Source organism: Edaphobacter bradus, from assembly GCF_025685645.1.
GTDB lineage: Bacteria > Acidobacteriota > Terriglobia > Terriglobales > Acidobacteriaceae > Edaphobacter > Edaphobacter bradus.
Window position 1 is genome coordinate 25,204 of the sequence record NZ_JAGSYF010000005.1, and the last position, 20,631, is coordinate 45,834.

Annotated in this window: 18 protein-coding genes; 12 read left to right on the forward strand and 6 right to left on the reverse strand. The window is 60.2% G+C overall.

Annotation, left to right across the window (positions count from 1 at the left end; genetic code table 11):
• Window positions 1-260: 260 nt before the first annotated feature.
• The 4 genes from ftsH to OHL16_RS20400 all read right to left on the reverse strand — a co-directional run bounded on the left by ftsH (window position 261) and on the right by OHL16_RS20400 (window position 5,515).
• The gene (ftsH, locus tag OHL16_RS17750; RefSeq protein ID WP_263368540.1) at window positions 261-2,180 is read right to left on the reverse strand and encodes an ATP-dependent zinc metalloprotease FtsH; all 1,920 of its coding nucleotides are present in this window, start codon (window positions 2,178-2,180) and stop codon (window positions 261-263) included.
• A 255-nt stretch (window positions 2,181-2,435) separates the two neighbouring features.
• The gene (gene tilS, locus OHL16_RS17755; protein WP_263368541.1) at window positions 2,436-3,527 is read right to left on the reverse strand and encodes a tRNA lysidine(34) synthetase TilS; all 1,092 of its coding nucleotides are present in this window, start codon (window positions 3,525-3,527) and stop codon (window positions 2,436-2,438) included.
• Window positions 3,528-3,585: 58 nt separating this feature from the next.
• The gene (locus OHL16_RS17760) at window positions 3,586-4,794 is read right to left on the reverse strand and encodes a GAF domain-containing SpoIIE family protein phosphatase (RefSeq protein WP_263368542.1); all 1,209 of its coding nucleotides are present in this window, start codon (window positions 4,792-4,794) and stop codon (window positions 3,586-3,588) included.
• 202 nt (window positions 4,795-4,996) lie between these two features.
• A complete protein-coding gene (locus OHL16_RS20400) occupies window positions 4,997-5,515 on the reverse strand; it encodes a carboxypeptidase-like regulatory domain-containing protein (RefSeq protein WP_396127219.1) in 519 nt (172 codons plus the stop codon).
• A gap of 104 nt (window positions 5,516-5,619) precedes the next feature.
• Here OHL16_RS20400 and ispD point away from each other — a divergent pair, with 104 nt between their 5' ends.
• From ispD to ispF, 3 genes are read left to right on the forward strand one after another with little or no spacing between them, the layout of a single operon-like run.
• The gene (gene ispD / locus OHL16_RS17765) at window positions 5,620-6,348 is read left to right on the forward strand and encodes a 2-C-methyl-D-erythritol 4-phosphate cytidylyltransferase (RefSeq protein WP_263368543.1); all 729 of its coding nucleotides are present in this window, start codon (window positions 5,620-5,622) and stop codon (window positions 6,346-6,348) included.
• The gene (locus tag OHL16_RS17770; RefSeq protein ID WP_263368544.1) at window positions 6,345-6,845 is read left to right on the forward strand and encodes a GxxExxY protein; all 501 of its coding nucleotides are present in this window, start codon (window positions 6,345-6,347) and stop codon (window positions 6,843-6,845) included. The genes ispD and OHL16_RS17770 overlap by 4 nt, the downstream gene beginning before the upstream one ends.
• A complete protein-coding gene (gene ispF, locus OHL16_RS17775; protein ID WP_263368545.1) occupies window positions 6,836-7,453 on the forward strand; it encodes a 2-C-methyl-D-erythritol 2,4-cyclodiphosphate synthase in 618 nt (205 codons plus the stop codon). The genes OHL16_RS17770 and ispF overlap by 10 nt, the downstream gene beginning before the upstream one ends.
• Before the next feature lie 155 nt (window positions 7,454-7,608).
• On the opposite strand, the gene OHL16_RS17780 is transcribed toward ispF, so the two are convergent.
• The gene (locus OHL16_RS17780) at window positions 7,609-8,316 is read right to left on the reverse strand and encodes an O-methyltransferase (RefSeq protein WP_263368546.1); all 708 of its coding nucleotides are present in this window, start codon (window positions 8,314-8,316) and stop codon (window positions 7,609-7,611) included.
• A 114-nt stretch (window positions 8,317-8,430) separates the two neighbouring features.
• On the opposite strand from OHL16_RS17780, the gene OHL16_RS17785 reads away from it, so the two are divergent.
• The 6 genes from OHL16_RS17785 to OHL16_RS17810 all read left to right on the forward strand — a co-directional run bounded on the left by OHL16_RS17785 (window position 8,431) and on the right by OHL16_RS17810 (window position 15,840).
• Window positions 8,431-9,546, forward strand: coding sequence for a WD40/YVTN/BNR-like repeat-containing protein (locus OHL16_RS17785; RefSeq protein ID WP_263368547.1), 1,116 nt, complete (start codon window positions 8,431-8,433; stop codon window positions 9,544-9,546).
• On the forward strand, window positions 9,543-9,848 hold the full coding sequence (locus OHL16_RS17790; protein ID WP_263368548.1) for a MoaD/ThiS family protein: 306 nt from the start codon (window positions 9,543-9,545) through the stop codon (window positions 9,846-9,848). Before OHL16_RS17785 ends, OHL16_RS17790 begins: the two co-directional genes overlap by 4 nt.
• 43 nt (window positions 9,849-9,891) lie before the next feature.
• On the forward strand, window positions 9,892-10,308 hold the full coding sequence (locus tag OHL16_RS17795) for a VOC family protein (RefSeq protein WP_263368549.1): 417 nt from the start codon (window positions 9,892-9,894) through the stop codon (window positions 10,306-10,308).
• A gap of 149 nt (window positions 10,309-10,457) precedes the next feature.
• Window positions 10,458-12,335, forward strand: a complete 1,878-nt coding sequence (locus OHL16_RS17800; protein ID WP_263368550.1) for a M14 family metallopeptidase — start codon at window positions 10,458-10,460, stop codon at window positions 12,333-12,335.
• An 80-nt stretch (window positions 12,336-12,415) separates the two neighbouring features.
• Window positions 12,416-13,828, forward strand: a complete 1,413-nt coding sequence (creD, locus tag OHL16_RS17805; RefSeq protein ID WP_263368551.1) for a cell envelope integrity protein CreD — start codon at window positions 12,416-12,418, stop codon at window positions 13,826-13,828.
• Between the two features lie 47 nt (window positions 13,829-13,875).
• A complete protein-coding gene (locus OHL16_RS17810) occupies window positions 13,876-15,840 on the forward strand; it encodes a CocE/NonD family hydrolase (RefSeq protein ID WP_263368552.1) in 1,965 nt (654 codons plus the stop codon).
• A 149-nt stretch (window positions 15,841-15,989) separates the two neighbouring features.
• Here the strand turns inward: OHL16_RS17810 and OHL16_RS17815 are convergent, their stop codons facing one another.
• Complete coding sequence (locus OHL16_RS17815; RefSeq protein WP_263368553.1) at window positions 15,990-18,044, reverse strand: M13 family metallopeptidase; 2,055 nt, start codon at window positions 18,042-18,044, stop codon at window positions 15,990-15,992.
• A gap of 278 nt (window positions 18,045-18,322) precedes the next feature.
• On the opposite strand from OHL16_RS17815, the gene fbp reads away from it, so the two are divergent.
• From fbp to OHL16_RS17830, 3 genes are read left to right on the forward strand one after another with little or no spacing between them, the layout of a single operon-like run.
• On the forward strand, window positions 18,323-19,330 hold the full coding sequence (gene fbp, locus OHL16_RS17820; RefSeq protein WP_263368554.1) for a class 1 fructose-bisphosphatase: 1,008 nt from the start codon (window positions 18,323-18,325) through the stop codon (window positions 19,328-19,330).
• A gap of 8 nt (window positions 19,331-19,338) precedes the next feature.
• Entirely contained in the window at window positions 19,339-19,596 is a 258-nt protein-coding gene (locus OHL16_RS17825) for an alanyl-tRNA editing protein (RefSeq protein WP_263368555.1), read from the forward strand.
• A gap of 31 nt (window positions 19,597-19,627) precedes the next feature.
• On the forward strand, window positions 19,628-20,623 hold the full coding sequence (locus OHL16_RS17830) for an aldo/keto reductase (protein ID WP_263368556.1): 996 nt from the start codon (window positions 19,628-19,630) through the stop codon (window positions 20,621-20,623).
• Window positions 20,624-20,631: the final 8 nt, after the last annotated feature.

Consider the following 20,631-nt stretch of genomic DNA (forward strand, 5'->3'; position numbering starts at 1 on the left):
GTGGAATGGCGATCGCAGCGGGGGGCCGGTGAATTGAAACGGTAGAGAAAGTCATGTGAGCGCGGGTGCCTGCTAAGCCGCAAACGTGCCAGCAGGAATTTCCTCCTCTCACTCAACGTCCATGAAAACGTTGGATGCCAAACGCGGGGAACTGTCACACCGACAGCGTGAACTTTCGTACGAAATGAGCCGATCCGGAGGCAGCAAAAAGGAGAGGCAGCCACGGGGGCTGCCTCTCCTTCGATGCTGGGTTGAAAGGTTTATGCGGGTGAAGGCTGGCCTTCGCCGAAGCCGGGCTTGCGGCCGCCTTCGGGCTTGAGGATCTTCTGGGCTTCGCCACCTGAGCCAGAGTCAACGCCTGCGAGCGCGGACTTGATGGGCGGGAGTTCCTTGCCTTCGATGATCAGCTTGATCTCGGCTGCGTCCAGGGTCTCGCGATCCAGCAGGGCCGCTGCGAGGCGGTGCATGATCTCCTGGTTGGAGTTGAGCAGGTTGTAGGCCGACTGGTAGGCAGTGTCGACGAAGCTGCGGACCTCGATGTCGATCTGCTTGGCGGTCTCTTCGGAGAAGTCGCGGTGCTGTGCGATCTCGCGGCCGAGGAAGATCTGCTCCTCCTTCTTGCCGTAGGTCATGGGACCGAGCCCGCTCATGCCGAACTCGCAGACCATCTTACGGGCGAGCTCGGTGATGCGCTCGATGTCGTTGCCGGCGCCGGTGGTCATCTTGCCGAGGAAGATCTCTTCGGCGCAGCGCCCGCCCATGAGTGTCGCGAGACGGGTCTCGAGATACTCCTTGGTGACGGTGTGCTGGTCTTCCTCGGGGAGGTAGACAGTGACGCCGAGGGCCATACCGCGGGGGATGATGGTGACCTTGTGGAGCGGGTCGGAGTGCTCGCGCAGCGCAGAGACGAGCGTGTGACCGGCCTCGTGATAGGCGGTGACGCGCTTCTCTTCGTCGGTGAGGAGCATGGACTTGCGCTCGGCACCCATCATGACCTTGTCCTTGGCTACTTCAAAGTCGTACATGTGGACCGACTTTCTGTTGTAGCGGGCGGCGGTGAGTGCGGCCTCGTTGACCATGTTGGCGAGGTCGGCTCCGGAGAAGCCCGGGGTTCCACGAGCCAGCACGTTGAGGTCAACGTCTTCGGCCATCGGGACCTTTTTGGAGTGGACCTTGAGGACCTCTTCACGGCCACGGATGTCGGGTCTGTCGACGACGACGCGGCGATCAAATCTTCCCGGCCGAAGGAGGGCAGGGTCGAGGACGTCGGGCCGGTTGGTGGCAGCGACGAGAATGACTCCGTCGTTGGACTCGAAGCCGTCCATCTCGACGAGGAGCTGGTTGAGCGTCTGCTCGCGCTCGTCGTGTCCGCCGCCGAGGCCTGCGCCACGGTGACGTCCTACGGCGTCGATCTCATCGATGAAGATGATGCAGGGGGCGTTCTTCTTGCCCTGCTCGAAGAGGTCGCGGACGCGCGAGGCGCCGACGCCGACGAACATCTCGACGAAGTCCGAGCCGGAGATGGAGAAGAAGGGAACGTTGGCCTCGCCGGCTACTGCGCGGGCAAGAAGGGTCTTGCCTGTTCCCGGAGGTCCGACGAGCAGGACGCCCTTGGGGATGCGTCCGCCGAGGCGCTGGAACTTCTGGGCTTCACGAAGGAACTCGATGATCTCTTTGAGCTCTTCCTTGGCCTCGTCAACACCGGCGACGTCCTTGAAGGTGATCTTCTTCTGCTGCATGGAGAGGAGGCGGGCGCGCGACTTGCCGAAGCTCATAGCCTTGTTTCCGCCGGACTGCATCTGGCGCAGGAGGAAGAACCAGAGGCCGAGGAGCAGAGCGAAGGGCGCGAGCTGGATGAGGAAGCCGAGCCACGCGTTCGAGTTCTGGTCCTTGATATTGATGTTGACGCCGTGGTCGCGGAGCGTCTTGTACATGTCCGGGTAGTTGGCCGGTATGGTGGTATGGAACTGGGTCTTGTCGTCGCGGTACTTCCCGGTGACCTCAGTGCCATTGACCGTGATCTCGGCGATCTTGCCCTGGTCGGCGTCGCCAAGCATCTGCGTCAGGCTGATGGCCTTCTCCTGATTGGAGCCGGTTCCCTTGACGACGAACTGCCAAAGGAAGACGAGGCAGGCGATCATGAAGACCCAGATCAGAATTTGTTTGACGGTTGAGTTCAAGCCTATTTCCTCATTTTTCTGGCCCCAGCCGCCGAGTGCTCTGTTTGGCGATTGTAGGGCCCCGGCCCACCGGAGCCTCCGGAGAGCCTACTTCATTAGACGATAGCGATAAAGGAAACGTTCCGGGAATACCGACGGTGATGCCCGGCATCTCGGAAACGGTCCTACCCCGTCAGGTAATAAGATTCTACTCTTTTGCCGGAAGATGCAGGGGGGCATTCGATGGGCATCGCTGCAACTAAGGGGTGAGGGGACTTATTCGGGATTCGCGGACTGCTTCTCGCGGTAGAGACGGATTTCGCGTGGGGAGCGGTCGGCGCGGAGGCCGTTGGCGAGGTGCAGGGAGGCCCCGGTGCGGGCGGCGACGGTGGGGAGGGTGAGAAATCCACAGAGGGCGAGGAGGCGTGAGGTCTCGTCGAAGCTGAGACGAGAGCCCAACTGACGGGCGGCGGCGCGGAGGATGCGGCGGCGGAGTGCGGGGTCGAGCGGGCGGAGGCGCTCGATCTCGATGGAGAGGGAGGAGTGGCCAGGAGCGGTGGAGACGCTGCGGCCTCCTCCGCGGACGGGCTTGCCGGGGAGGAGGAGCTGAGGGAGGACGCGCGAGAGCTCGGCCTGCCAGCGGGACTCCTCTTCGCGGGCGAGCTCGGCGAGGTTGGCGAGGGTCTGGTCGATGGAGGGGTTGAAGGTGCGGAGCTGGGGGAGGAGTTCGTGGCGGACGCGGTTGCGGGTGTAGGTGGTGTCGGCGTTGGTGGAGTCGTCGCGCCAGGGCTGATTGAGGGCGTGGAGGTAAGCTTCGATCTCGGTGCGGCGGGTCTGGAGGAGGGGGCGGAGGATCTTGCCGGGGCGTTGATTGGGGGTGTTGATGTGGATGATGGGGTGGATGGCGGCGAGGCCCTCGGTCCATGCACCGCGGAGGAGCTTGAGGAGGACGGTCTCGGCCTGGTCGTCGAGGGTGTGGGCGGTGAGGATGGTGTCGGCGTGGCCGGAGGCGATGAGGGAGCGGAAGAAGTCGTAGCGGACGGTGCGGGCGGCCTCTTCGAGGGTCTCGCGGGCCTGGGAGGCGCGGGCGGGGATGTCGGCGCGGTGGATGTGGAGTGGGATGTCGAACTGAATGCAGAGGTCTTCGACGAAGGCGAGGTCGGCGTCGGACTCGGTGTCGGGGCGGATGCCGTGGTGGACGTGCGCGGCAGAGAGGCCTACGCCGAGGGATTCGCGGGGCGCGGTGTTGGCGGCGTGGATGGCTAGCAGGAGGGCGACGGAGTCGGCTCCGCCGGAGATGGCGACGCAGAGGCGATCGCCGGGGTGGATGTGGTCGCGGTTGAAGGCGAGTGTGGGCTGAGATGGCATCGAGATTCCATCTTAGCGGCGGAGCGTCGCGTTGTGTCGGCTTGGGCGCAGCCCCGGCTTACCCGAGCATCCTGATCGCGATGACGGTCGCGTCGTCGTGCAAACCGTAGCCGTTTACGAAGGAACGTACGTCTGCCAGGAGGCTCTCGGAAGAAGCTTCTGGCTGCAGGAGATGTTCCTGCAGGCGGCGCTGGCCGTACTCTTCCTCTTCAGGGTTTGCGGCTTCCGTGATGCCGTCGCTGTAGAACACGAGACGGGAGCCCGGCGTGAATTCCACTTCTACTTCGGAGAAGTCTCCCGGTCCCAGGCCGAGCGGCATTCCTACATCTGTGCTCAGGAACCGTGCCTCCTGGCCGCGGATCAGGAGCGGCTGAAGATGGCCCGCATTTGCGAAGGTCAACCTGCGGTTTGCCGGATCCAGTATGGCGTACACCATGGTCACGTAGCGTGCGGGCGGGAAGTCTTCGACGAGCATCCGGTTGAGTCGCCGGAGCAAGTCACTGGGTGTGCAGCCGTTTCCTGCGAGCGAGCGAAGGATTCCGCGGGCGGCCGACATCAAAAGCGCGGCCGCTGTGCCCTTGCCCGAGACATCGGCCAGAACGAGCCCCCAGAGGCCGTCCTTCAGGGGGATGAAGTCGTACCAGTCGCCGCCGACCGCTCCGGCGGGAATGCACAGGCCGCAGACAGCAAAGCCGGGTATGTAGGGCGAGCTCCTGGGAAAGAGAGCCTGCTGGATGCTGCGGGCTTCGAGTGCTTCGGAGGTCATCTGCTCACGTTCGTGCTGCGCTTGCTGGAAGATCCGCGCGTTCTGCACTGCGACGGCGATGTGGCTGCAGAGAGCCTGCAGGATCTTCAACTGTTTGGGCGGGAAGGCGTTCAGGTCCGGATGGGAAGCGGTGAAGACGCCGATCAACCGATCCTCTACCAGCAGAGGGACGGCGACTTCGGAGAGCGTGGACCCACCGCAAGAGATATAGTACGGGTCTTTGCGGACATCGGGGGCGTAGCGCATCTGCCCGGTGGCCGCAACGTAGCCGACCATGCCTTCCTTGCCGTACCTCAGACAATATCCTTTGCCGTGCACCGGGCAGCCGCGGACACCGGCGTGTACGAGCTCCCCGCGTTCCTGCTCGTAGAGAAAGACATTCGCCTCTACGAGGCCGAAAGAGCAGGCTACTTCGTTCACGATGCGGTCGATAAGCTGATCCAGGTTGAGAAGCGAGCTGATCCTTTGGGAGGCCTTCTGCAGCCGAAGAAGGTCGTCCATCAGTTCTCGGTGCGGTGAGGTGGCGACAGGTGTCGCCATCGGCGGGATACCCATGAACACCCCCGAGGCCAAGATACAGGCCTAGCAGGATAGATGTGCTCAGCGCTCCCTGGACTCATTTTCTTTATGGGGGAGGCAAGGGGTCCCGGCCGTTTGTGGAGTGGTTGAAAAGCATCTTGTATATTCGGCCTCTTCGAGGGTTTCACGGGTAGAGGCGGCTCGGGCGGGCCAGGCGTTTGTGGAGTTTGAGGGGCGGGAGTGGGTTGAGAGGCAGGGTCGATGTCAGTGAGGCATCAAGGAGTTCGATAGGTCTGGGCAACGGAGTGACTTCGACGCACGCTGTACAGTTAAACAGAGTAAGAACGATATTTCTCTTCATCGAGGTTACGTCGGTGAGACGAATTGATTCTTTATAGATGGAGAAACCTGGAGAACTCGCCTTCAGAATGTAGTCACCGGATGGAGCCTCGATGGTGAACTGGCCATTTTGATCGGCGGTAGTGTGAAGGATCGTGCCATCCGGACCTTCAAGGCTGATGGCGGCTTTCGGTACGTCTGCACCGCTGGAGTCGGTTATGAACCCGAAGATAACTGGTTTTCCGGGTAGGGAGGATTGGGGAAGTGCGTGTATCCCAGTGATTCCGAGAACCAATGCGAGTGCAAACCCGCGAGATAGCTTACATGCATTGGAACTGCATCGATTAAGGATGGCGAATCGCATCACGTCCCTCGCGGCGCATCGATGATAGCGCAAGGTGCATAGTAGGTTCGAATGCAAAGTGGAGCAGTCTTCAAGATGCTCACAATCTTGTATATTCGGTGGTTATGCGAGTTTTTGTGATTCTCCCGGCGGCGGGGATTGGAACCCGGATGGCCGCAGGCGGCGTGACTCCGGCTGCGCCCAAGCAGTTTCTTGAAATTGGCGGAGTTCCGGTGCTGATCCGGTCGCTGCGAGCGTTCCTGGCGGTGCCGCGTGTTGATGCGGTGTGTGTTGCTGTGCGTGGGGCGGAGCGGGAACGCGTTGAGGCGCAGATTGCGGAGTTCAAACTGGGCGCACGTGTGCATCTGGTAGAGGGAGGCGACCATAGGCAGGAGTCGGTGGGCAACGCGATGGCCGCACTGGAGTGCGACGACGACGATATCGTGCTGGTTCATGACGCGGTGCGGCCGCTGATCGATCCTGCGACGATTGAACGGACGATCGATGCGGTGGCGAGGCACGGTGCGGCTATTGTGGGTGTTCCGGCGGTCGATACGATCAAGCAGGTCGATCGGACTGCCGACGGCGCGATCATCACGGCGACGATTCCGCGAGAGAGGATTGTGCTGGCACAGACTCCGCAGGGGGCGCGCGTGGGGCTGATGCGGCGGGCGTTTATGGAGGCGGAGACTGATGGGTTCGCCGGGACCGATGAGGCGAGTCTGCTGGAGCGGGCGGGGATCGAGGTGACGGTGGTTCCGGGGTCGGCGAGGAACTTCAAGATCACGCAGCCGGGAGATATTGAACTGGCGGAGTTTTACCTTGGACGGGCGACCGCGGATTTACGCGGATGAGCACGGATGAAAGACAAAAAATGAATGAAAAGCAAGACGCGGGTTACGGGCAGGAATTTCGTGGATTGCACTCAGAGATAACCGAAAAAATCATTGGGGTTTTCTTTGAGGTTTATAAGGAGCTTGGCGGCGGATTTCTGGAGAGTGTTTATCAGGAAGCGTTGAGGATCGCTCTTGTTCAAACGGGATTTAACGTCGCCGCTGAAGTTCCGGTACCAGTTCATTTTCGAGGAGAAGTTGCAGGGAATTTTCGTGCTGATTTGGTTGTGAACGACTGTGTCCTTCTTGAGTTGAAGGCGATTTCAGTTTTTGATCGAGAACATGAAGGGCAGATTCTTCACTATCTGCGAGCGACGAAGCTGGAAGTCGGCCTACTATTGAACTTTGGCCCCAGACCGCAGTTCAGGCGGTTCATACTGGAGAACGACAAGAAGCAAATCCGTGTTCGTCCGCGAGAATCCGCGGTCGAGATGGTGAGGAATCAAGAATGGGGATGAGGATTGGTTACGGGTTTGACTCGCACGCCTTTAAGCCGGGCGTTCCTCTGGTGATCGGCGGGCTGAAGATAGAGCATCCGGAGGGGCTGGCTGGGCACTCGGATGGCGATGTGCTGCTGCATGCGATTACGGATGCGCTGCTGGGAGCGGTCTCGGCGGGGGACATCGGGACGTTCTTTCCGCCAAGCGACCCGCGGTGGAAGGGCGCGGAGTCGCATGTGTTTCTGCAAACTGCGCTCGAAGAAGTGGCGACGGCTGGATACAGGATTGTGAACGTCGACACAGTGCTGGTGCTGGCGCAGCCGAAGATTGTGCCGATTGCCGGTGAGCTACGCGAGCGCGTGGCCGAGCTGCTGGGAGTGAAGCCGGGCGAAGTCGGCATCAAGGCCAAGACGCCCGAGGGGCTGGGGCAGGACCATGTTGCGGTGGCGCATGCCACGGTGCTGCTGGAGAGCCTGGGGATCAACGATCCTGCGGCGCGGATGGTTGCAGTGGCCGATGTGGAAGACGAGATCAATCAGGTGGTGAAGGGACTGGTGGATGCGCCACGGGATATCTCGGCGCTGGGACGAAAGACGCCGGCCTTCAATACGGATGATCTGACGTAAGAACAGGGAATAGGGCCTAGGGAATAGGGAATAGGACCGGTGCAGGTTCTGTCGGCGTTTCCCTACATCCATGAAGCAGATCCCTCCACTCCCCCTCGACTCCGCTCGGGGTTCGGTCGGGATGACAAATGTGACAGGTATTCGGAGGCAGGTCGCTAGCCTTTTACGAGTGCGATTGTGAAGCCGTCGTATTTTTTGCTTCCGACGGTCTGGAGCGCGGTTGCTTCGACACGGGGTTCGGCCCCCAGCTTTTCGAAGAGGCGGCGCGTACCCTGAACGTCGGGGTCAGGATCGTCGGGGTTGAGGATGGCGCCTTCGCGGATGACGTTATCGGTGATGATGACGGTGCCGGGGTGGGAGAGGCGCAGGGCCCAATCGTGATAGTTGGCGTTGTTGGCCTTGTCGGCGTCAATGAAGATGAGGTCGAAGGGGCCGGCGTCCTCAATTTCGTGAAGGTGCGCGAGCAGATCGAGCGCGGGGCCGACGCGCTGCTCGACGAGAGAGGTGAGGCCTGCGCGCTCGATGTTTTTGGCGGCGACCTCGGCGTGCTTGGGGAGGATCTCCAAGGTGATGAGCTTTCCGTTGGGCGGGAGTGCGCGGGCGAGCCAGATGGTACTGTAGCCACCGAGGGTTCCGACCTCGAGAATTGTTTTCGCTCCGCTGATCTTTGCCAACAGATACAGAAATTTCCCCTGGCTTGGAGTGACGTCGATGGATGGGAGTCCGTCGCGGGCGTTGGCGGCGAGTGCTTCTTCAAGAACAGGGTCGGGAGGGATGAGATTGCTGTCGATGTATTGGTCGACGGCGGTCCAAAGGGCCTGGGCTGGGTCTGGGGTTGGGGCTGGACTTGGGGCTGGGCTCATGTCGAAAGACGGCCTTTCTGTGACGAGTTGCACCACGCAATCGTCGGCACACATTTTTACTCCAGATAAGGGGTTTGAGGAATAGGATACGGACGGAACTGAGAGGAGGCAGGGATGAGCAAGGTGCGCGTGTTGGTTGGGACGAAGAAGGGTGCGTTTGTGCTGACCTCAGATGGGAAGCGGGAGAAGTGGGAGGTGAGCGGGCCGCACTTTGCGGGCTGGGAGATTTACCACATGAAGGGCTCGCCGGTGAATCCTGAGCGGCTGTATGCGTCGCAAACGAGCGGGTGGTTTGGGCAGGTCGTGCAGCGCTCTGATGATGGCGGCAAGACGTGGGAGACGGTGGGGAACAAGTTTGCGTATGACGGCGTTCCTGGGACGCACCAGTGGTACGACGGGACGCCGCATCCGTGGGAGTTCAAGCGGGTATGGCATTTTGAGCCGTCGTTGACGGAGGCGGAGACGGTGTATGCGGGGGCAGAGGATGCGGCGCTATTCGTCTCGAAGGATGGCGGGCAGAACTGGGAGGAGTTGTCTGGGCTGCGCGGGCATGGCTCAGGACCTCACTGGGCGCCGGGCGCTGGTGGGATGTGCCTGCACACGATCATTCTGGATCCGAAGGATGCGAAGCGGATGTATATTGCGATCTCGGCGGCGGGGGCGTTTCGCACGGATGATGGCGGCGCGACGTGGAAGCCGATCAATCGGGGGCTAAGGTCGGAGCACATTCCCGATCCGACGGCGGAGGTGGGGCATTGCGTGCACCACATTGCGATGCATCCTTCGCGGCCTGGGGTGCTGTTCATGCAGAAGCACTGGGACGTGATGCGCAGCGACGATGCGGGGGATACGTGGAGAGAAGTGAGCGGGAACCTGCCGACGGACTTCGGGTTCGCGATCGATGTGCATGCGCATGAGCCGGAGACGATTTATGTGGTTCCGATCAAGAGCGATGGCGAGCACTTTCCTCCGGAGGGGAAGCTGCGGGTGTATCGCAGCCGTTCGGGAGGAAATGAGTGGGAGGCGCTGACGAAGGGGCTTCCGCAGAAGGACTGCTATGTGAATGTTCTGCGCGATGCGATGGCAGTGGACACGCTCGACAAGTGTGGGGTGTATTTCGGCACGACGGGAGGCCAGGTGTATGCATCATCGGATTGCGGCGATAGCTGGATGCCGATTGTGCGGGATCTGCCGGCGGTGTTCTCGGTTGAGGTGCAGACGCTGCGATGAACTGTGAGATTCGAGTGGAGTTGCCGCAGCATCTGCGGACGCTGGCGGGGGTGCGCGGCGAGGTGACGCTCGAAATTGCGGGGCCAGTGACTGTGCGTTCGGTGCTGGATGCTGTGGAGGCACGGTATCCGATGCTTTGCGGGACGATTCGGGATCATGTGACGCAGGAGCGGCGGGCGTTTCTGCGGTTCTTTGCTTGTGGGCTGGATCTATCGCATGATTCGGTGGACGCTCCTTTGCCGGAGCCGGTGATGAAGGGTGAGGAGCCGCTGATTGTGTTGGGTGCGATTGCAGGCGGGTGATTGGGCAAGCTGATGTTGAATTTCGCTCGAAGGAGAAAACGCGATGGTTGTGAATACGTATTTGGCTTTCAGCGGGAATTGTAAAGAGGCCTTTCAGTTTTATGAGAAGGCGCTGGGCGGGAAGATCAAGTTCATGATGACTCATGGAGAGTCGCCAATGGCGGACAGAACGCCGCCGGATTTTAAGGACAAGATAATGCACGCGACTCTGGACACGCCGGGCGGTTTGATCATGGGAGCAGATCATCCGCAGGGACGGACGACGAAGCCGTCGGGATTCTGTGTATCGGTGACAGTGAAGGATGCAGCGGAGGCGGAGAAGATCTTCAAGACGATCTCGGATGGCGGGCAAGTGCAGATGGCCTTTCAGAAGACGTTTTGGTCGCCGGGATTCGGGATGTGTGTCGATAAGTTCGAAGTGCCGTGGATGGTGAATACCGAAGGTCCCGCACAGTCCTAGAACCGGTCTCGTATTCCGGTTGTTTATGAGACCGGTTCGAGCGTCTGCTGCTCGTGGATGCAATTGCGGGTGGTATAGATGAATTGATTCGTTACGCGTAGGGCGAGGTGCTAGGGTGGTGGCACAGGATTTTTCTCGCTGGAGCTGCGATGCGGATTGGTTTGGGTTTGTTGATGGGAGTGGTGTGCGTAGGGTCGTCGTTTGGGCAGACGGTGGCTCGGCCTCCATTGATGCAGGCTCCGAAGGTGGCGGAGTGTGCGGTGAAGGATTCGTGGGCTACTCCGGCGGAGAAGACTTGCTACGGGACGACTCCGGATTATGCGGAGACGATGGCATATCTCGCGAGAGTGCAGGCTGCGGCGGCGGAGCAGGTGAAGATTGAGCCGTTCGGGAAGACGGGCGAGGGACGGGATCTCGACATTGTGATTGTGTCGCGGGATGGAGTGTTTGATCCAGCGGCGGTTCACGCGGCGAAGCGGCCGATTGTGCTGGTGCAGAACTCGATTCATGCGGGCGAGATGGATGGTAAAGATGCGTGTCTGGCGCTACTGCGGGATATGGTGATTTCGAAGACGAAGGCGGCGCTGCTGGAGCGCGCGGTGTTTGTGTTTATCCCGATGTATAACGCCGATGGGCATGAGCGCAGGAGCCCATATAACCGCATCAACCAGGATGGGCCGGCGGAGATGGGCTGGCGCGGGAATGGGACGAACCTGAACCTGAATCGCGATTATCTGAAGGCGGACGCACCGGAGACGCGGGCGTTTATGGCGATGTTTCATCGCTGGCTGCCGGACTTTTTTGTCGACGACCATGTGACGGATGGTGCGGATTATCAGTACGACGTGACGTTCACGATTGACGACGGGCCGAATGTTCCGTCGGCTACCGCGAAGTGGGTGGATGAGGTGGCGACGCCGGAGCTGGAGAAGTATGTGGATGCGCATGGGCATCTGGCGTTTCCGACATACGTGACTCTGATGAATGACAGTGATCCGGCGGAGGGTCTGGGGTTCAATGACGATCCGCCGCGGTTTTCTACGGGGTACATGATTCTTGAGGGCCGGCCGGCGATGCTGGTTGAGCTGCACATGCTGAAGGATTACAGGACGCGAGTGACGGGGAATTACGAGATTCTTGCGGGCCTGGTGGAGATGATGAATCGCGATGCGGACAAGGTGATTGCGTTGAACGCGGCGGCGGATAAGGAGGCTGCGGAGATGGGCGCGCATCCGCTGAACAATGTGAAGTATCCGCTGGCGCTGGGTTGGAGCGGGCAGACGACGCCGGTGCTGTTTCGCGGATATAAGTTCACGCGGCAGTTGAGCGAGGTCTCAGGTGCGATGTGGGTGAAGTATGCGGAGGAGCCTTGGAATGTGTCGCTGCCGATACAGACAGGGTTCAGGGTGACGGCGGAGACAACGCTGCCGGCGGCGTACATTATTCCGGCGCAGTGGACGAAGGTGATTGATGTGCTTGCGGCGCATCAGGTGGAGATTGCGCGGACGACGGCGGAGTGGTCGGGTGATGTGGAGACGTATCGGTGCGCGGGGATGGCGTGGCAGGGGCCTCCGTTCGAGGGGAGGCATCCGACGTTCAATGGCGAGACGATGCATGATGCGGGGAAGTTTGGGAGCTGTGTGGCTGTGCGGGAGAAGATGAGCTTTCCAGCGGGGTCGGCTGTGGTGCGGCTGAATCAGCGGCTGTCGAAAGTAGTAGTGGAGTGGCTGGAGCCGGCGGGGCCGGATTCGGCGCTGCAGTGGGGGTTCTTCGACGCGATCTTCGAGCAGAAGGAGTATGGCGAGGCGTATGTCCTCGAAGAGTTGGCGCGGGAGATGATGGCGAAGGACCCGAAGTTGAAGGCGGAGTTTGAGAAGAAGGTGGCGAGCGACCCGGCGTTTGCAGGGAGTTCTTATGCGCGGCTGAACTTCTTCTATGAGCGGTCGCCGTGGTTTGCGGCGAATCGGGTGGGGCTTTATCCGGTGGGGCGGCTGGGGAGAGTGGATGGGGTTCCGGTAGGGAATTAGGTACTGTTGGAACATTCTTGTTGCCCGACTCTGGTTTGCGATTAGACTTCGGACACTGCGGCTGCGAGGAGATGGATGCGATGGGCAGGCTGGTTCCGAAGATGTTTGCTGTTGGTTTTCTGACTCTGATCATTTTGATTGCATTGGGCGCGGTGTACGGCGTTATCGAGAGCCGTCAGGCCTACAGGGATCAGGCTGTTCACAGTATCTCGGCGAGTTATGCTGGGCCGCAGACGATTGTGGGGCCGATCTTTGTGCAGCCTTATTCGCAGCTGACTCAGGATGTAACGGTTGGCAACGACGGAAAGCCAAAGGTGACTTCGTCGACGGTGGAGGCAAGCTATATTGTATTTCCGCAGACGTTGACGCTGCTGGGAAGAATGGTTCCAACGCAGCGCTACCACGGACTTTACCGAGTCTCGGTATATGAGATGCAGACTAAGCTGACGGGCGAGATTGAGGTTCCAGAGCTTCGGTTTGAAGGCAAGGTCACTTATGGAACGCCCTATCTTGCGATGTCCGTGAGCGATGTGCGGGGGATTGTGGGGCGGCCAGCGGTGGCGGCCAATGGGCAGGCTTTGCGGATATTCCAGGGGGGTACGCTTCCGAGCAGAGTGGCGAGCGACAGCGGGACAAAGCAGGGCTCAGAGGGTTGGCAACCGAACTTGCAGATGCCTCTGCCGGGGGCCGTGCGTGGAGCGTATGCGAAGTATAGTTTCTCGCTTGATATGTCGCTGGCGGGTACGCAAAACCTCGCTGTAGCTCCGGTGGCCGCGACCAACCATATCGAGATCAACTCGACGTGGCCGTCCCCCTTGTTTGAAGGGCAATTTTTGCCTCGAGACCGTGAGGTTAGCAAAAGCGGCTTTCAGGCGGCGTGGGACGTGTCATCCCTTGCCTCAGCAACACAGCGGCAGATTGCGGAACGAACTGATGGAGTCGATACGCTTTCCGTCGACCTGATCAGTCCTATCGATCCTTATAAGCTCTCTGATCGAGCTGTGAAATATGGAATTCTCTTTATCCTGCTGACGTTTGGAGGATTCTTTGTCTTCGAGATCATGAAGCAGCTTCCGATTCATCCGATTCAATATCTGCTTGTCGGATTTGGGCTGACGATCTTCTTTCTGCTGTTGATCAGCCTGAGCGAGCATATTGCATTTCCGGCGGCGTACTTTCTGGCGAGCCTGGCATGTATTGGACTGTTGACCTTCTATCTCACCTATGTGCTCCATAGCCTGATGCGGGGTCTTGGCTTTGGCTCAATGCTGACGCTCCTCTATGCCACGATTTACGGGCTGCTCATCTCGGAGGACAATGCGCTTGTGCTGGGGTCAATGATGCTGTTTGTGATCCTGGCGGCGGTGATGTTTGTAACTCGCAAGGTGGACTGGTACCGAGGTGCGGCGGAGCTTATTTCATCGAGAACGCCGCCACCGCCCGTACCTGTTCAGCCTCCTTCCATTCCTCCTGCTCAGAGGGCCGAAGGCTGAGTTAGACTGCGGTACATCCATTCCATTTTCTTTTTGAAAGGTGATTCATGAGGGTAACGCTTCGTGTTGCGGTTTGTTCGCTTGTAGCGAGTGCGGTTGGTGTTTGGGCGCAGGCTCCGACGACTACTTCAGATGACTTCGTAAGGACGCACTATGCGAAGTATGAGTATCGGATTCCGATGAGGGATGGGGCGAAGATGTTTGCGGCTGTGTATGTGCCGAAGGCGGGGGCGTTCAAGGATGCAGGGCCGTATCCGTTTCTGATGACGAAGACTCCTTATAGCTGCGGGCCTTATGGGGTGGATAAGTTCCCGGCGCGGGTGGGGCCGAGCCAGGAGTTGATGGAGTCGGGCTACATCTTTGTTTGCGAGGATGCTCGCGGGCGTTATGCGAGCGAGGGTGTGTTTCAGGAGATGAATCCGCATATCGACGAGAAGAAGTCGAACAAGGATGTGGACGAGTCGAGCGATATGTATGACACGGTGGAATTCCTGCTGAAGAATGTGCCGAACAATAACGGCAAGGTGGGGATTACGGGGATCAGCTATCCGGGGTTCTATACGTCTGCGAGCATTATTGATTCGCATCCGGCGATCAAGGCGGCGAGTCCGCAGGCTCCGATGACGGACCTGTTCTTCAATGACGATGGTTACCACGGCGGCGCCTTTATGCTGGGGGCGAACTATGGGTTCTATCGTGGGTTCAAGCCGCAGAAGAATCCGGTGATTCCCGTGGGCGGGCCTGGCGGGTTCGGGCGCGCGCCTTCTAGTACGGAGAATCCTGATACGTATGCGACGCTGCTGGCGGCTGGGCCGACGGGGAATCTGGATAGGGGCAAAGAGTACCTGAATGGGGAGAACTGGCTGTTCCATGACCAGTTGACGCATACGACGTACGACGACTACTGGGACAAGCGCGATCTGTCACGGCATATGAAGAATGTGCACGCGGCGACGATGGAGGTCGGCGGGTGGTTTGATGCGGAGGACCTGTCGGGGCCGTTCAAGACGTTCCATGCGATCGACAAGTTCAACCCCGGTGCAGTGAACACGATCGTGATCGGGCCGTGGACGCATGGAGGCTGGTCGCGTACCGACGGCGACAGGTTGGGCGATGTGACGTTCAATGCGAAGACTTCGCTGTTTTATCGCGAGAAGATCGAGTACCCGTTCTTCGAGTACTACCTGAAAGGCGTTGGCGTCGATGCGAAAGGCAACAACGGTGCGCCGCTGCCCAAGGCTTATGTCTTTGAGACGGGAACCAATGTCTGGAAGACGTATGATGCGTGGCCTCCGAAGACGGCGGTGACGAAGACTCTCTACTTCCATGCTGGAGGCGGGCTGAGTTTTGAGGCTCCGACGGAGAAGGCGGGCGTGGACGAGTATGTGAGCGATCCGGCGCATCCAGTGCCGTTTGTGGGGTATCCGACGGACACGGTGCCGCAGCGGTATATGGACGACGATCAGAGGTTCGCGGCGACGAGGCCGGATGTGCTGGTGTATGAGTCGGAGCCGTTGACGGAGGACGTGACGATAGCGGGACCGGTGCGGCCGAAACTGAAGATTGCTTCGACTGGGACGGACTCGGACTTTGTGGTGAAGCTGATCGATGTGTATCCGTATGACTATCCGAACCCGCCGGGAACGGATGCGGGGAACAAGCGGATTGTGAGCGCGGCTCCGGTGGTGATGGGCGGGTATCAGCAGCTGGTGCGCGGAGAGCCGATGCGGGCGAAGTTCCGCGACAGCTGGGAGAAGCCGGCTCCGCTGACGCCGGGCAAGATGGTCAGCTTGAATGGCGAGATGCCGGACATCAACCACACCTTCCGCGCCGGGCACCGCATCATGGTGCAGGTGCAGAGCTCGTGGTTCCCGCTGGTGGACCGCAACCCGCAGACGTTTGTCGATATTCCGCTGGCGAAGCCGGAGCAGTTTGTGAAGGCGACGGAGAGCGTGTATCGGAGTGCCGATGCCGCGAGCGGAGTTGAGGTGCTGGTGCTGCCGCAGCCGTAGTTTGTTCACATGTTGCGTCAGTGAGCAACGGGCATACCTCAGCGGCTAAAGCCGCAATCGAGATTGGCAAGCCGTTCCCTTAACAAAGCTACAACGCGAAGAAAGCGGCAGGAGGCTGGTGCCTCTGCCGCTTTTCTTTTTTGCCTGCGCTACCAGATGCGGATGCGGTCGGTGCGGGGAAGGTAGAGCTTGTCGGTGGGGTTGATGTCGAAGGCGGCGTACCAGCCGTCGTTGTTGCGGACGGTATCGGCGCGGAACTGTCCGGGGGAGTGCGGGTCGGTGAGAACCTGCTGACGCAAGGCGTTCTCACGAACCTTTGCACCCCAATTCTGACCGAAGGCGATGAAGAACTGCTGATCGCCGGTGAAGCCGTCGAGCTTGGGCGCGGGCGCTCCCTTGAGCGAGGCGTGGAAGCCGTCGAAGGCCGCGGTGAGGCCGGCAAGGTCGGCGATGTTTTCTGCGAGGGTCTGGCGGCCGTTGAGGGCCAGGTCGGGGAAGGGCGTGTAGGTGTCGTACTGCGCGGCGAGCGTGGCGGTGACGGCGTTGAAGTGTGCGAGGTCCTCAGGAGTCCACCAGTTGCGGACGCGGCCCTTGGAGTCGAAGGCGGCGCCTTCGGTGTCGAAGGTGTGCGAGATCTCGTGGCCGATGATGGTGCCGATGCCGCCGTAGTTGCTGGCGGCGGGAGCCTGAGGATCGAAGAAGGGCGGCTCAAGGATGGCGGCGGGGAAGTTGAGGGCATTGTGGAGCGGCAGGTTGACGGCGTTGACGGTCTGAGGCGTCATCGTCCACTCACCGCGATCGACAGCGGTGCCGAGGCGCGAGAGCTCATAGTGGTAGTCGAAGAGGCTACCGCGCCAGAGGTTTCCGAAGAGGTCGTCGGGCCTGACCTCGTAGCCAGCGTAGGAGCGCCAGTGATCGGTGTAGCCAATGCTGACGCGGAGCGTGCCGAGCTTGGTGAGGGCCTCGGCCTTGGTGGCGGGAGCCATCCAGGTGACGGCTTCGAGACGCTGGCGGAAGGCGGCGATGAGGTTGGCGACGAGGGCCTGCGCCTGAGCTTTAGCCTCGGGGGGGAAGTACTTCTGCGCGTAGATCTGGCCTACGGCGTCGCCCAGCCAGCCGTTGACGATGAGGACAGCGCGCTGGTTTCGCGGGCGCTGCTGTGGAACTCCGGCGAGGACTTTGCCGGTGAAGCTGAAGCGCTCGTCGGCGAAGGCGGAGGAGATGCCAGTGGCATAGGTCTCCATGAGATGGAAGGCGAGGTAGTCCTTCCATGTATCGATTGGAGTGGCGGCGACGAGCGCGGCCTCGCCGGTGAAGGCTGAGGGCTGCCAGACGATGAAGGAGGGTTGATGCTCGAGGCCGGCGGCGCGGAGGTACTCCTTCCACTCGAGGCCGGGGGCCTTGGATTCAAAGTCGGTGAGGGTCCAGGTGTTGTTGGCCTTTTCGATGTTCTCGCTTTCGGCGAGCGAGATGTGCTTCTCGGCGATGGCGTGCTCGAGCGCGATGACGCGAGTTGCGCGCATCTCGGGCTGATCGAAGCCGGCGAGCTTGAACATGGCGGCGATGTGCGCCTGGTACTTTGCGCGAATGTCCTTCATGCGCTCGCTGTCGGTGAGATAGTAAGCGCGGTCGGGGAGGGCGATCCCGCCTTGAAGAAGGTAGGCGGTGTAGTGGTCGGAGTCATTGAAGCTCGGCGCGACCCAGAGGCCGAAAGGGTTCATGGTGTGGAAGTTGGTGTTGTTAAGGGCGTCGACGTCGGCGCGGAGGGTGAGGCCGAGTGCGCGGGCGAGCTCGTGCTGGTTGTGGATGGAGTCGATCTCAGCGAGATGCTGCTTGAGCTGTTTGAGGCCGTTCTTTTCAATGGCCGCCTCGTCCATGTAGGAGTGATAGAGGTCTGCGATGCGGCGTGCGTCGGTGCCGGGAGAGGGATTGGACTGGTCGGCCTGCTCGATGATGGCGGCGGTGCGCTTCTCGCTGCGGTCAGCAAGAATATTGAAGACGCCGAGACTCGCGCGGTCGGCGGGGAGATCAGTGTTCTTGATCCAGGAGCCGTTGGCGTAGTGATAGAAATCGTCGCCGGGCCGGACGCTGGTGTCGATGCTGGAGATGGCGATGCCGTGCTGGGCGGGGGCTGTCTGGGCCTGAGTTGCGACGAAGGGGAGAGCCAGAAAGAGGGTGAGGAGGGAGGTGGCGATTCGATTCATCAGCGAGGAGGCTCCGTTTACTAATTTACGTGTAGCGAGTTGCGACGTGATGTGCGCAGATGAGGGTACATGATGGAAGGGGAGGATTTGAATTGCAGGGCGGAAAAGAGCGGATTGTGTGACGAGATGTTGAGCTCCCCGGGGTGTCGTTTCTTAGAGTTAGCGTATGAAGGCGGCGCGGCGATTGTGCGTTATTCGGGTAGGTGGATTGGATTTCGCACAGGTGATACGCTTCGGGCGTAGGCCCCCTGAAGATTTCACGAAGGAGTAGATTGGCCATGGCGATGATTACGACGGTGCAGCAGCATATTCTGCAGCAGCAGCAGGAGACGCTGAAGTCTACGGGACGTGAGGCGACGGGGACCTTCAGCTGGTTGCTGAGCGGTATTACGCTGGCGACGAAGATGGTGGAGGCGAAGATTCGCTCCGCCGGTTTGGACGATGTGCTGGGCGCGGCGGGCGCGGAGAATGTGCAGGGCGAACAGCAGCAGAAGCTGGATGTGTATGCGAATCAGGCCCTGCTGCACTGTCTGGGGTTGCGCGACAGCGTGGCTGCGCTGGTGAGCGAAGAGGACGAAAAGCCGGTGACGTTCAATCGCGATCCGGAGGCAGGGAAGTACATCATCGTCTTCGATCCGCTGGATGGCTCGAGCAACATCGATGTGAATGTGAATGTCGGCACGATCTTCAGCATTCTGCGACGGCTTCCGCCGGAGCATGGGACGCTGGAGGAGTCGATTTTGCAGCAGGGCTTCCGGCAGGTGGCTGCGGGGTATGTGGTGTATGGGCCTTCGACGGTGCTGGTGTACACGACAGGCAATGGCGTGTTCGCGTTTACGCTCGATCCGAAGATTGGCGCCTTTGTCCTGAGCAGCGAGCGCATGCGGATGCCGGAGCAGGGAAGCTACTATTCGGTGAATGAGGCGAATGCAGCCGGGTGGCCCGAGGAGTTTCGGACGTACATCACGAAGCTGCGAGAGGGTGAGCTGGGCAAGGAGTACAGCTCGCGCTATATCGGCAGCCTGGTTGCGGACTTTCATCGCACGCTGTTGAAGGGTGGTGTGTTTCTGTATCCGCCGACGACGAAGCAGCCCAAAGGCAAGCTGCGTCTGCTGTATGAGGCGAATCCGCTGGCGTTTATCGCGGAGCAGGCCGGCGGCGTTGCGACCAACGGCGTGAGCAGAGTGCTGGATATCAAGCCAGAGGGAATCCATCAGCGTACGCCGTTCTGTGTGGGAAGCCCGCGAGAGATGGAGTTACTGGCGGCGACGGTTGGGGGCAGGTGAGCGCGAGGATGGAGAAGGAGTTTACCGCAGTAGTGACGGACATCCATGAGCAGTCGCGCGTCGGCGGCAAGCAGCTGTGGCAGGTGACGCTGGACCGGAGCAGGTTTGCGGAAGGCGATGCGGGGACGCTTGAGGCTGTGGCGCGGAGCGGTGCGCGGCTCGTGGTTCCGGTGGTCGGAGTCGAAGTGGATGCGACGGGTGAGGTGCATCATCTGATCGAGAAGCCTTTAATGGCAGGGACAGAGGTGAGAGGCCGCGTCCGGTGAGTTCGGTCCCAACCTACTGATAGGTGAAACTATGCAGAAGCGCAAATTGGGAAACAGCAATCTGGAAGTCTCGGCCATCGGCCTCGGCTGCATGGGAATGAGCGGGTCCTACGGCCTGCCGAAAGACAAGCAGGAGATGACCTTTCTTCTCCGTGCCGCCGTGGAGCGAGGCATCACATTCTTCGATACCGCCGAGGTCTACGGCCCGTTCCTGAACGAAGAGCTTGTGGGTGAAGCCCTCGCTCCGTTCCGCGGGCAGGTGGTCATCGCAACCAAGTTCGGGTGGGAAGCCAACCCCAACGATGGCGGCAAGTGGACGGCCTTGAACAGCCGGCCCGAGCACATCAAGCAGGTCGCCGAAGCCTCACTCAAACGGCTCAAAACCGACGTAATCGATCTGTTCTACCAACATCGTGTCGATCTGAACGTGCCGATCGAAGACGTAGCGGGAGCGGTGAAGGAACTAATCCAGGAAGGCAAAGTAAAGCACTTCGGTCTTTCTGAAGCAGGAGCGCAGACCATCCGCCGCGCACATGCAGTTCAGCCGGTGACTGCACTTCAGAGCGAGTACTCGCTCTGGTGGAGGCAGCCTGAAGAGACGGTGCTGCCAACGCTCGAAGAACTCGGGATCGGATTCGTTCCATTCAGCCCTCTTGGTAAAGGCTTCCTCACGGGCAAGATCAACGCAGATACGAAGTTCGATAGTACGGACTTCCGCAACACCGTCCCCCGCCTTAACCCAGAGAATCGTAAAGCGAACCAGCCGTTGGTTGATCTGCTCAGTACATTCGCGGAACAAAAGAAGGCGACACCTGCTCAGATCGCGCTCGCCTGGCTGCTTGCAAAGAAGCCGCGGATCGTTCCGATCCCGGGCACAACGAAGCTGCATCGCCTGGAAGAAAACCTCGGAGCGGTGAATGTCGAGCTTACAGCGGAAGATCTCCGCGCCATCGAAAGTGCCTCCTCAAACATCAAGTTCGAAGGGGCTCGGTATTCGGAATTTCATGAACAGCTGACAGGCAGGTAAGCGGCAGC

Coding starts and splice junctions, on each gene's coding strand:
- tilS (WP_263368541.1), bottom strand. CDS start 3,527: ATGCCATCTCAGCCCACACTCGCCTTCAACCGCGACCACATCCACCCC.
- OHL16_RS17760 (WP_263368542.1), bottom strand. CDS start 4,794: ATGGACGACCTTCTTCGGCTGCAGAAGGCCTCCCAAAGGATCAGCTCG.
- OHL16_RS20400 (WP_396127219.1), bottom strand. CDS start 5,515: ATGCGATTCGCCATCCTTAATCGATGCAGTTCCAATGCATGTAAGCTA.
- ispD (WP_263368543.1), top strand. CDS start 5,620: ATGCGAGTTTTTGTGATTCTCCCGGCGGCGGGGATTGGAACCCGGATG.
- OHL16_RS17770 (WP_263368544.1), top strand. CDS start 6,345: ATGAGCACGGATGAAAGACAAAAAATGAATGAAAAGCAAGACGCGGGT.
- ispF (WP_263368545.1), top strand. CDS start 6,836: ATGGGGATGAGGATTGGTTACGGGTTTGACTCGCACGCCTTTAAGCCG.
- OHL16_RS17780 (WP_263368546.1), bottom strand. CDS start 8,316: ATGAGCCCAGCCCCAAGTCCAGCCCCAACCCCAGACCCAGCCCAGGCC.
- OHL16_RS17785 (WP_263368547.1), top strand. CDS start 8,431: ATGAGCAAGGTGCGCGTGTTGGTTGGGACGAAGAAGGGTGCGTTTGTG.
- OHL16_RS17790 (WP_263368548.1), top strand. CDS start 9,543: ATGAACTGTGAGATTCGAGTGGAGTTGCCGCAGCATCTGCGGACGCTG.
- OHL16_RS17795 (WP_263368549.1), top strand. CDS start 9,892: ATGGTTGTGAATACGTATTTGGCTTTCAGCGGGAATTGTAAAGAGGCC.
- OHL16_RS17800 (WP_263368550.1), top strand. CDS start 10,458: ATGCGGATTGGTTTGGGTTTGTTGATGGGAGTGGTGTGCGTAGGGTCG.
- creD (WP_263368551.1), top strand. CDS start 12,416: ATGGGCAGGCTGGTTCCGAAGATGTTTGCTGTTGGTTTTCTGACTCTG.
- OHL16_RS17810 (WP_263368552.1), top strand. CDS start 13,876: ATGAGGGTAACGCTTCGTGTTGCGGTTTGTTCGCTTGTAGCGAGTGCG.
- OHL16_RS17815 (WP_263368553.1), bottom strand. CDS start 18,044: ATGAATCGAATCGCCACCTCCCTCCTCACCCTCTTTCTGGCTCTCCCC.
- fbp (WP_263368554.1), top strand. CDS start 18,323: ATGGCGATGATTACGACGGTGCAGCAGCATATTCTGCAGCAGCAGCAG.
- OHL16_RS17825 (WP_263368555.1), top strand. CDS start 19,339: ATGGAGAAGGAGTTTACCGCAGTAGTGACGGACATCCATGAGCAGTCG.
- OHL16_RS17830 (WP_263368556.1), top strand. CDS start 19,628: ATGCAGAAGCGCAAATTGGGAAACAGCAATCTGGAAGTCTCGGCCATC.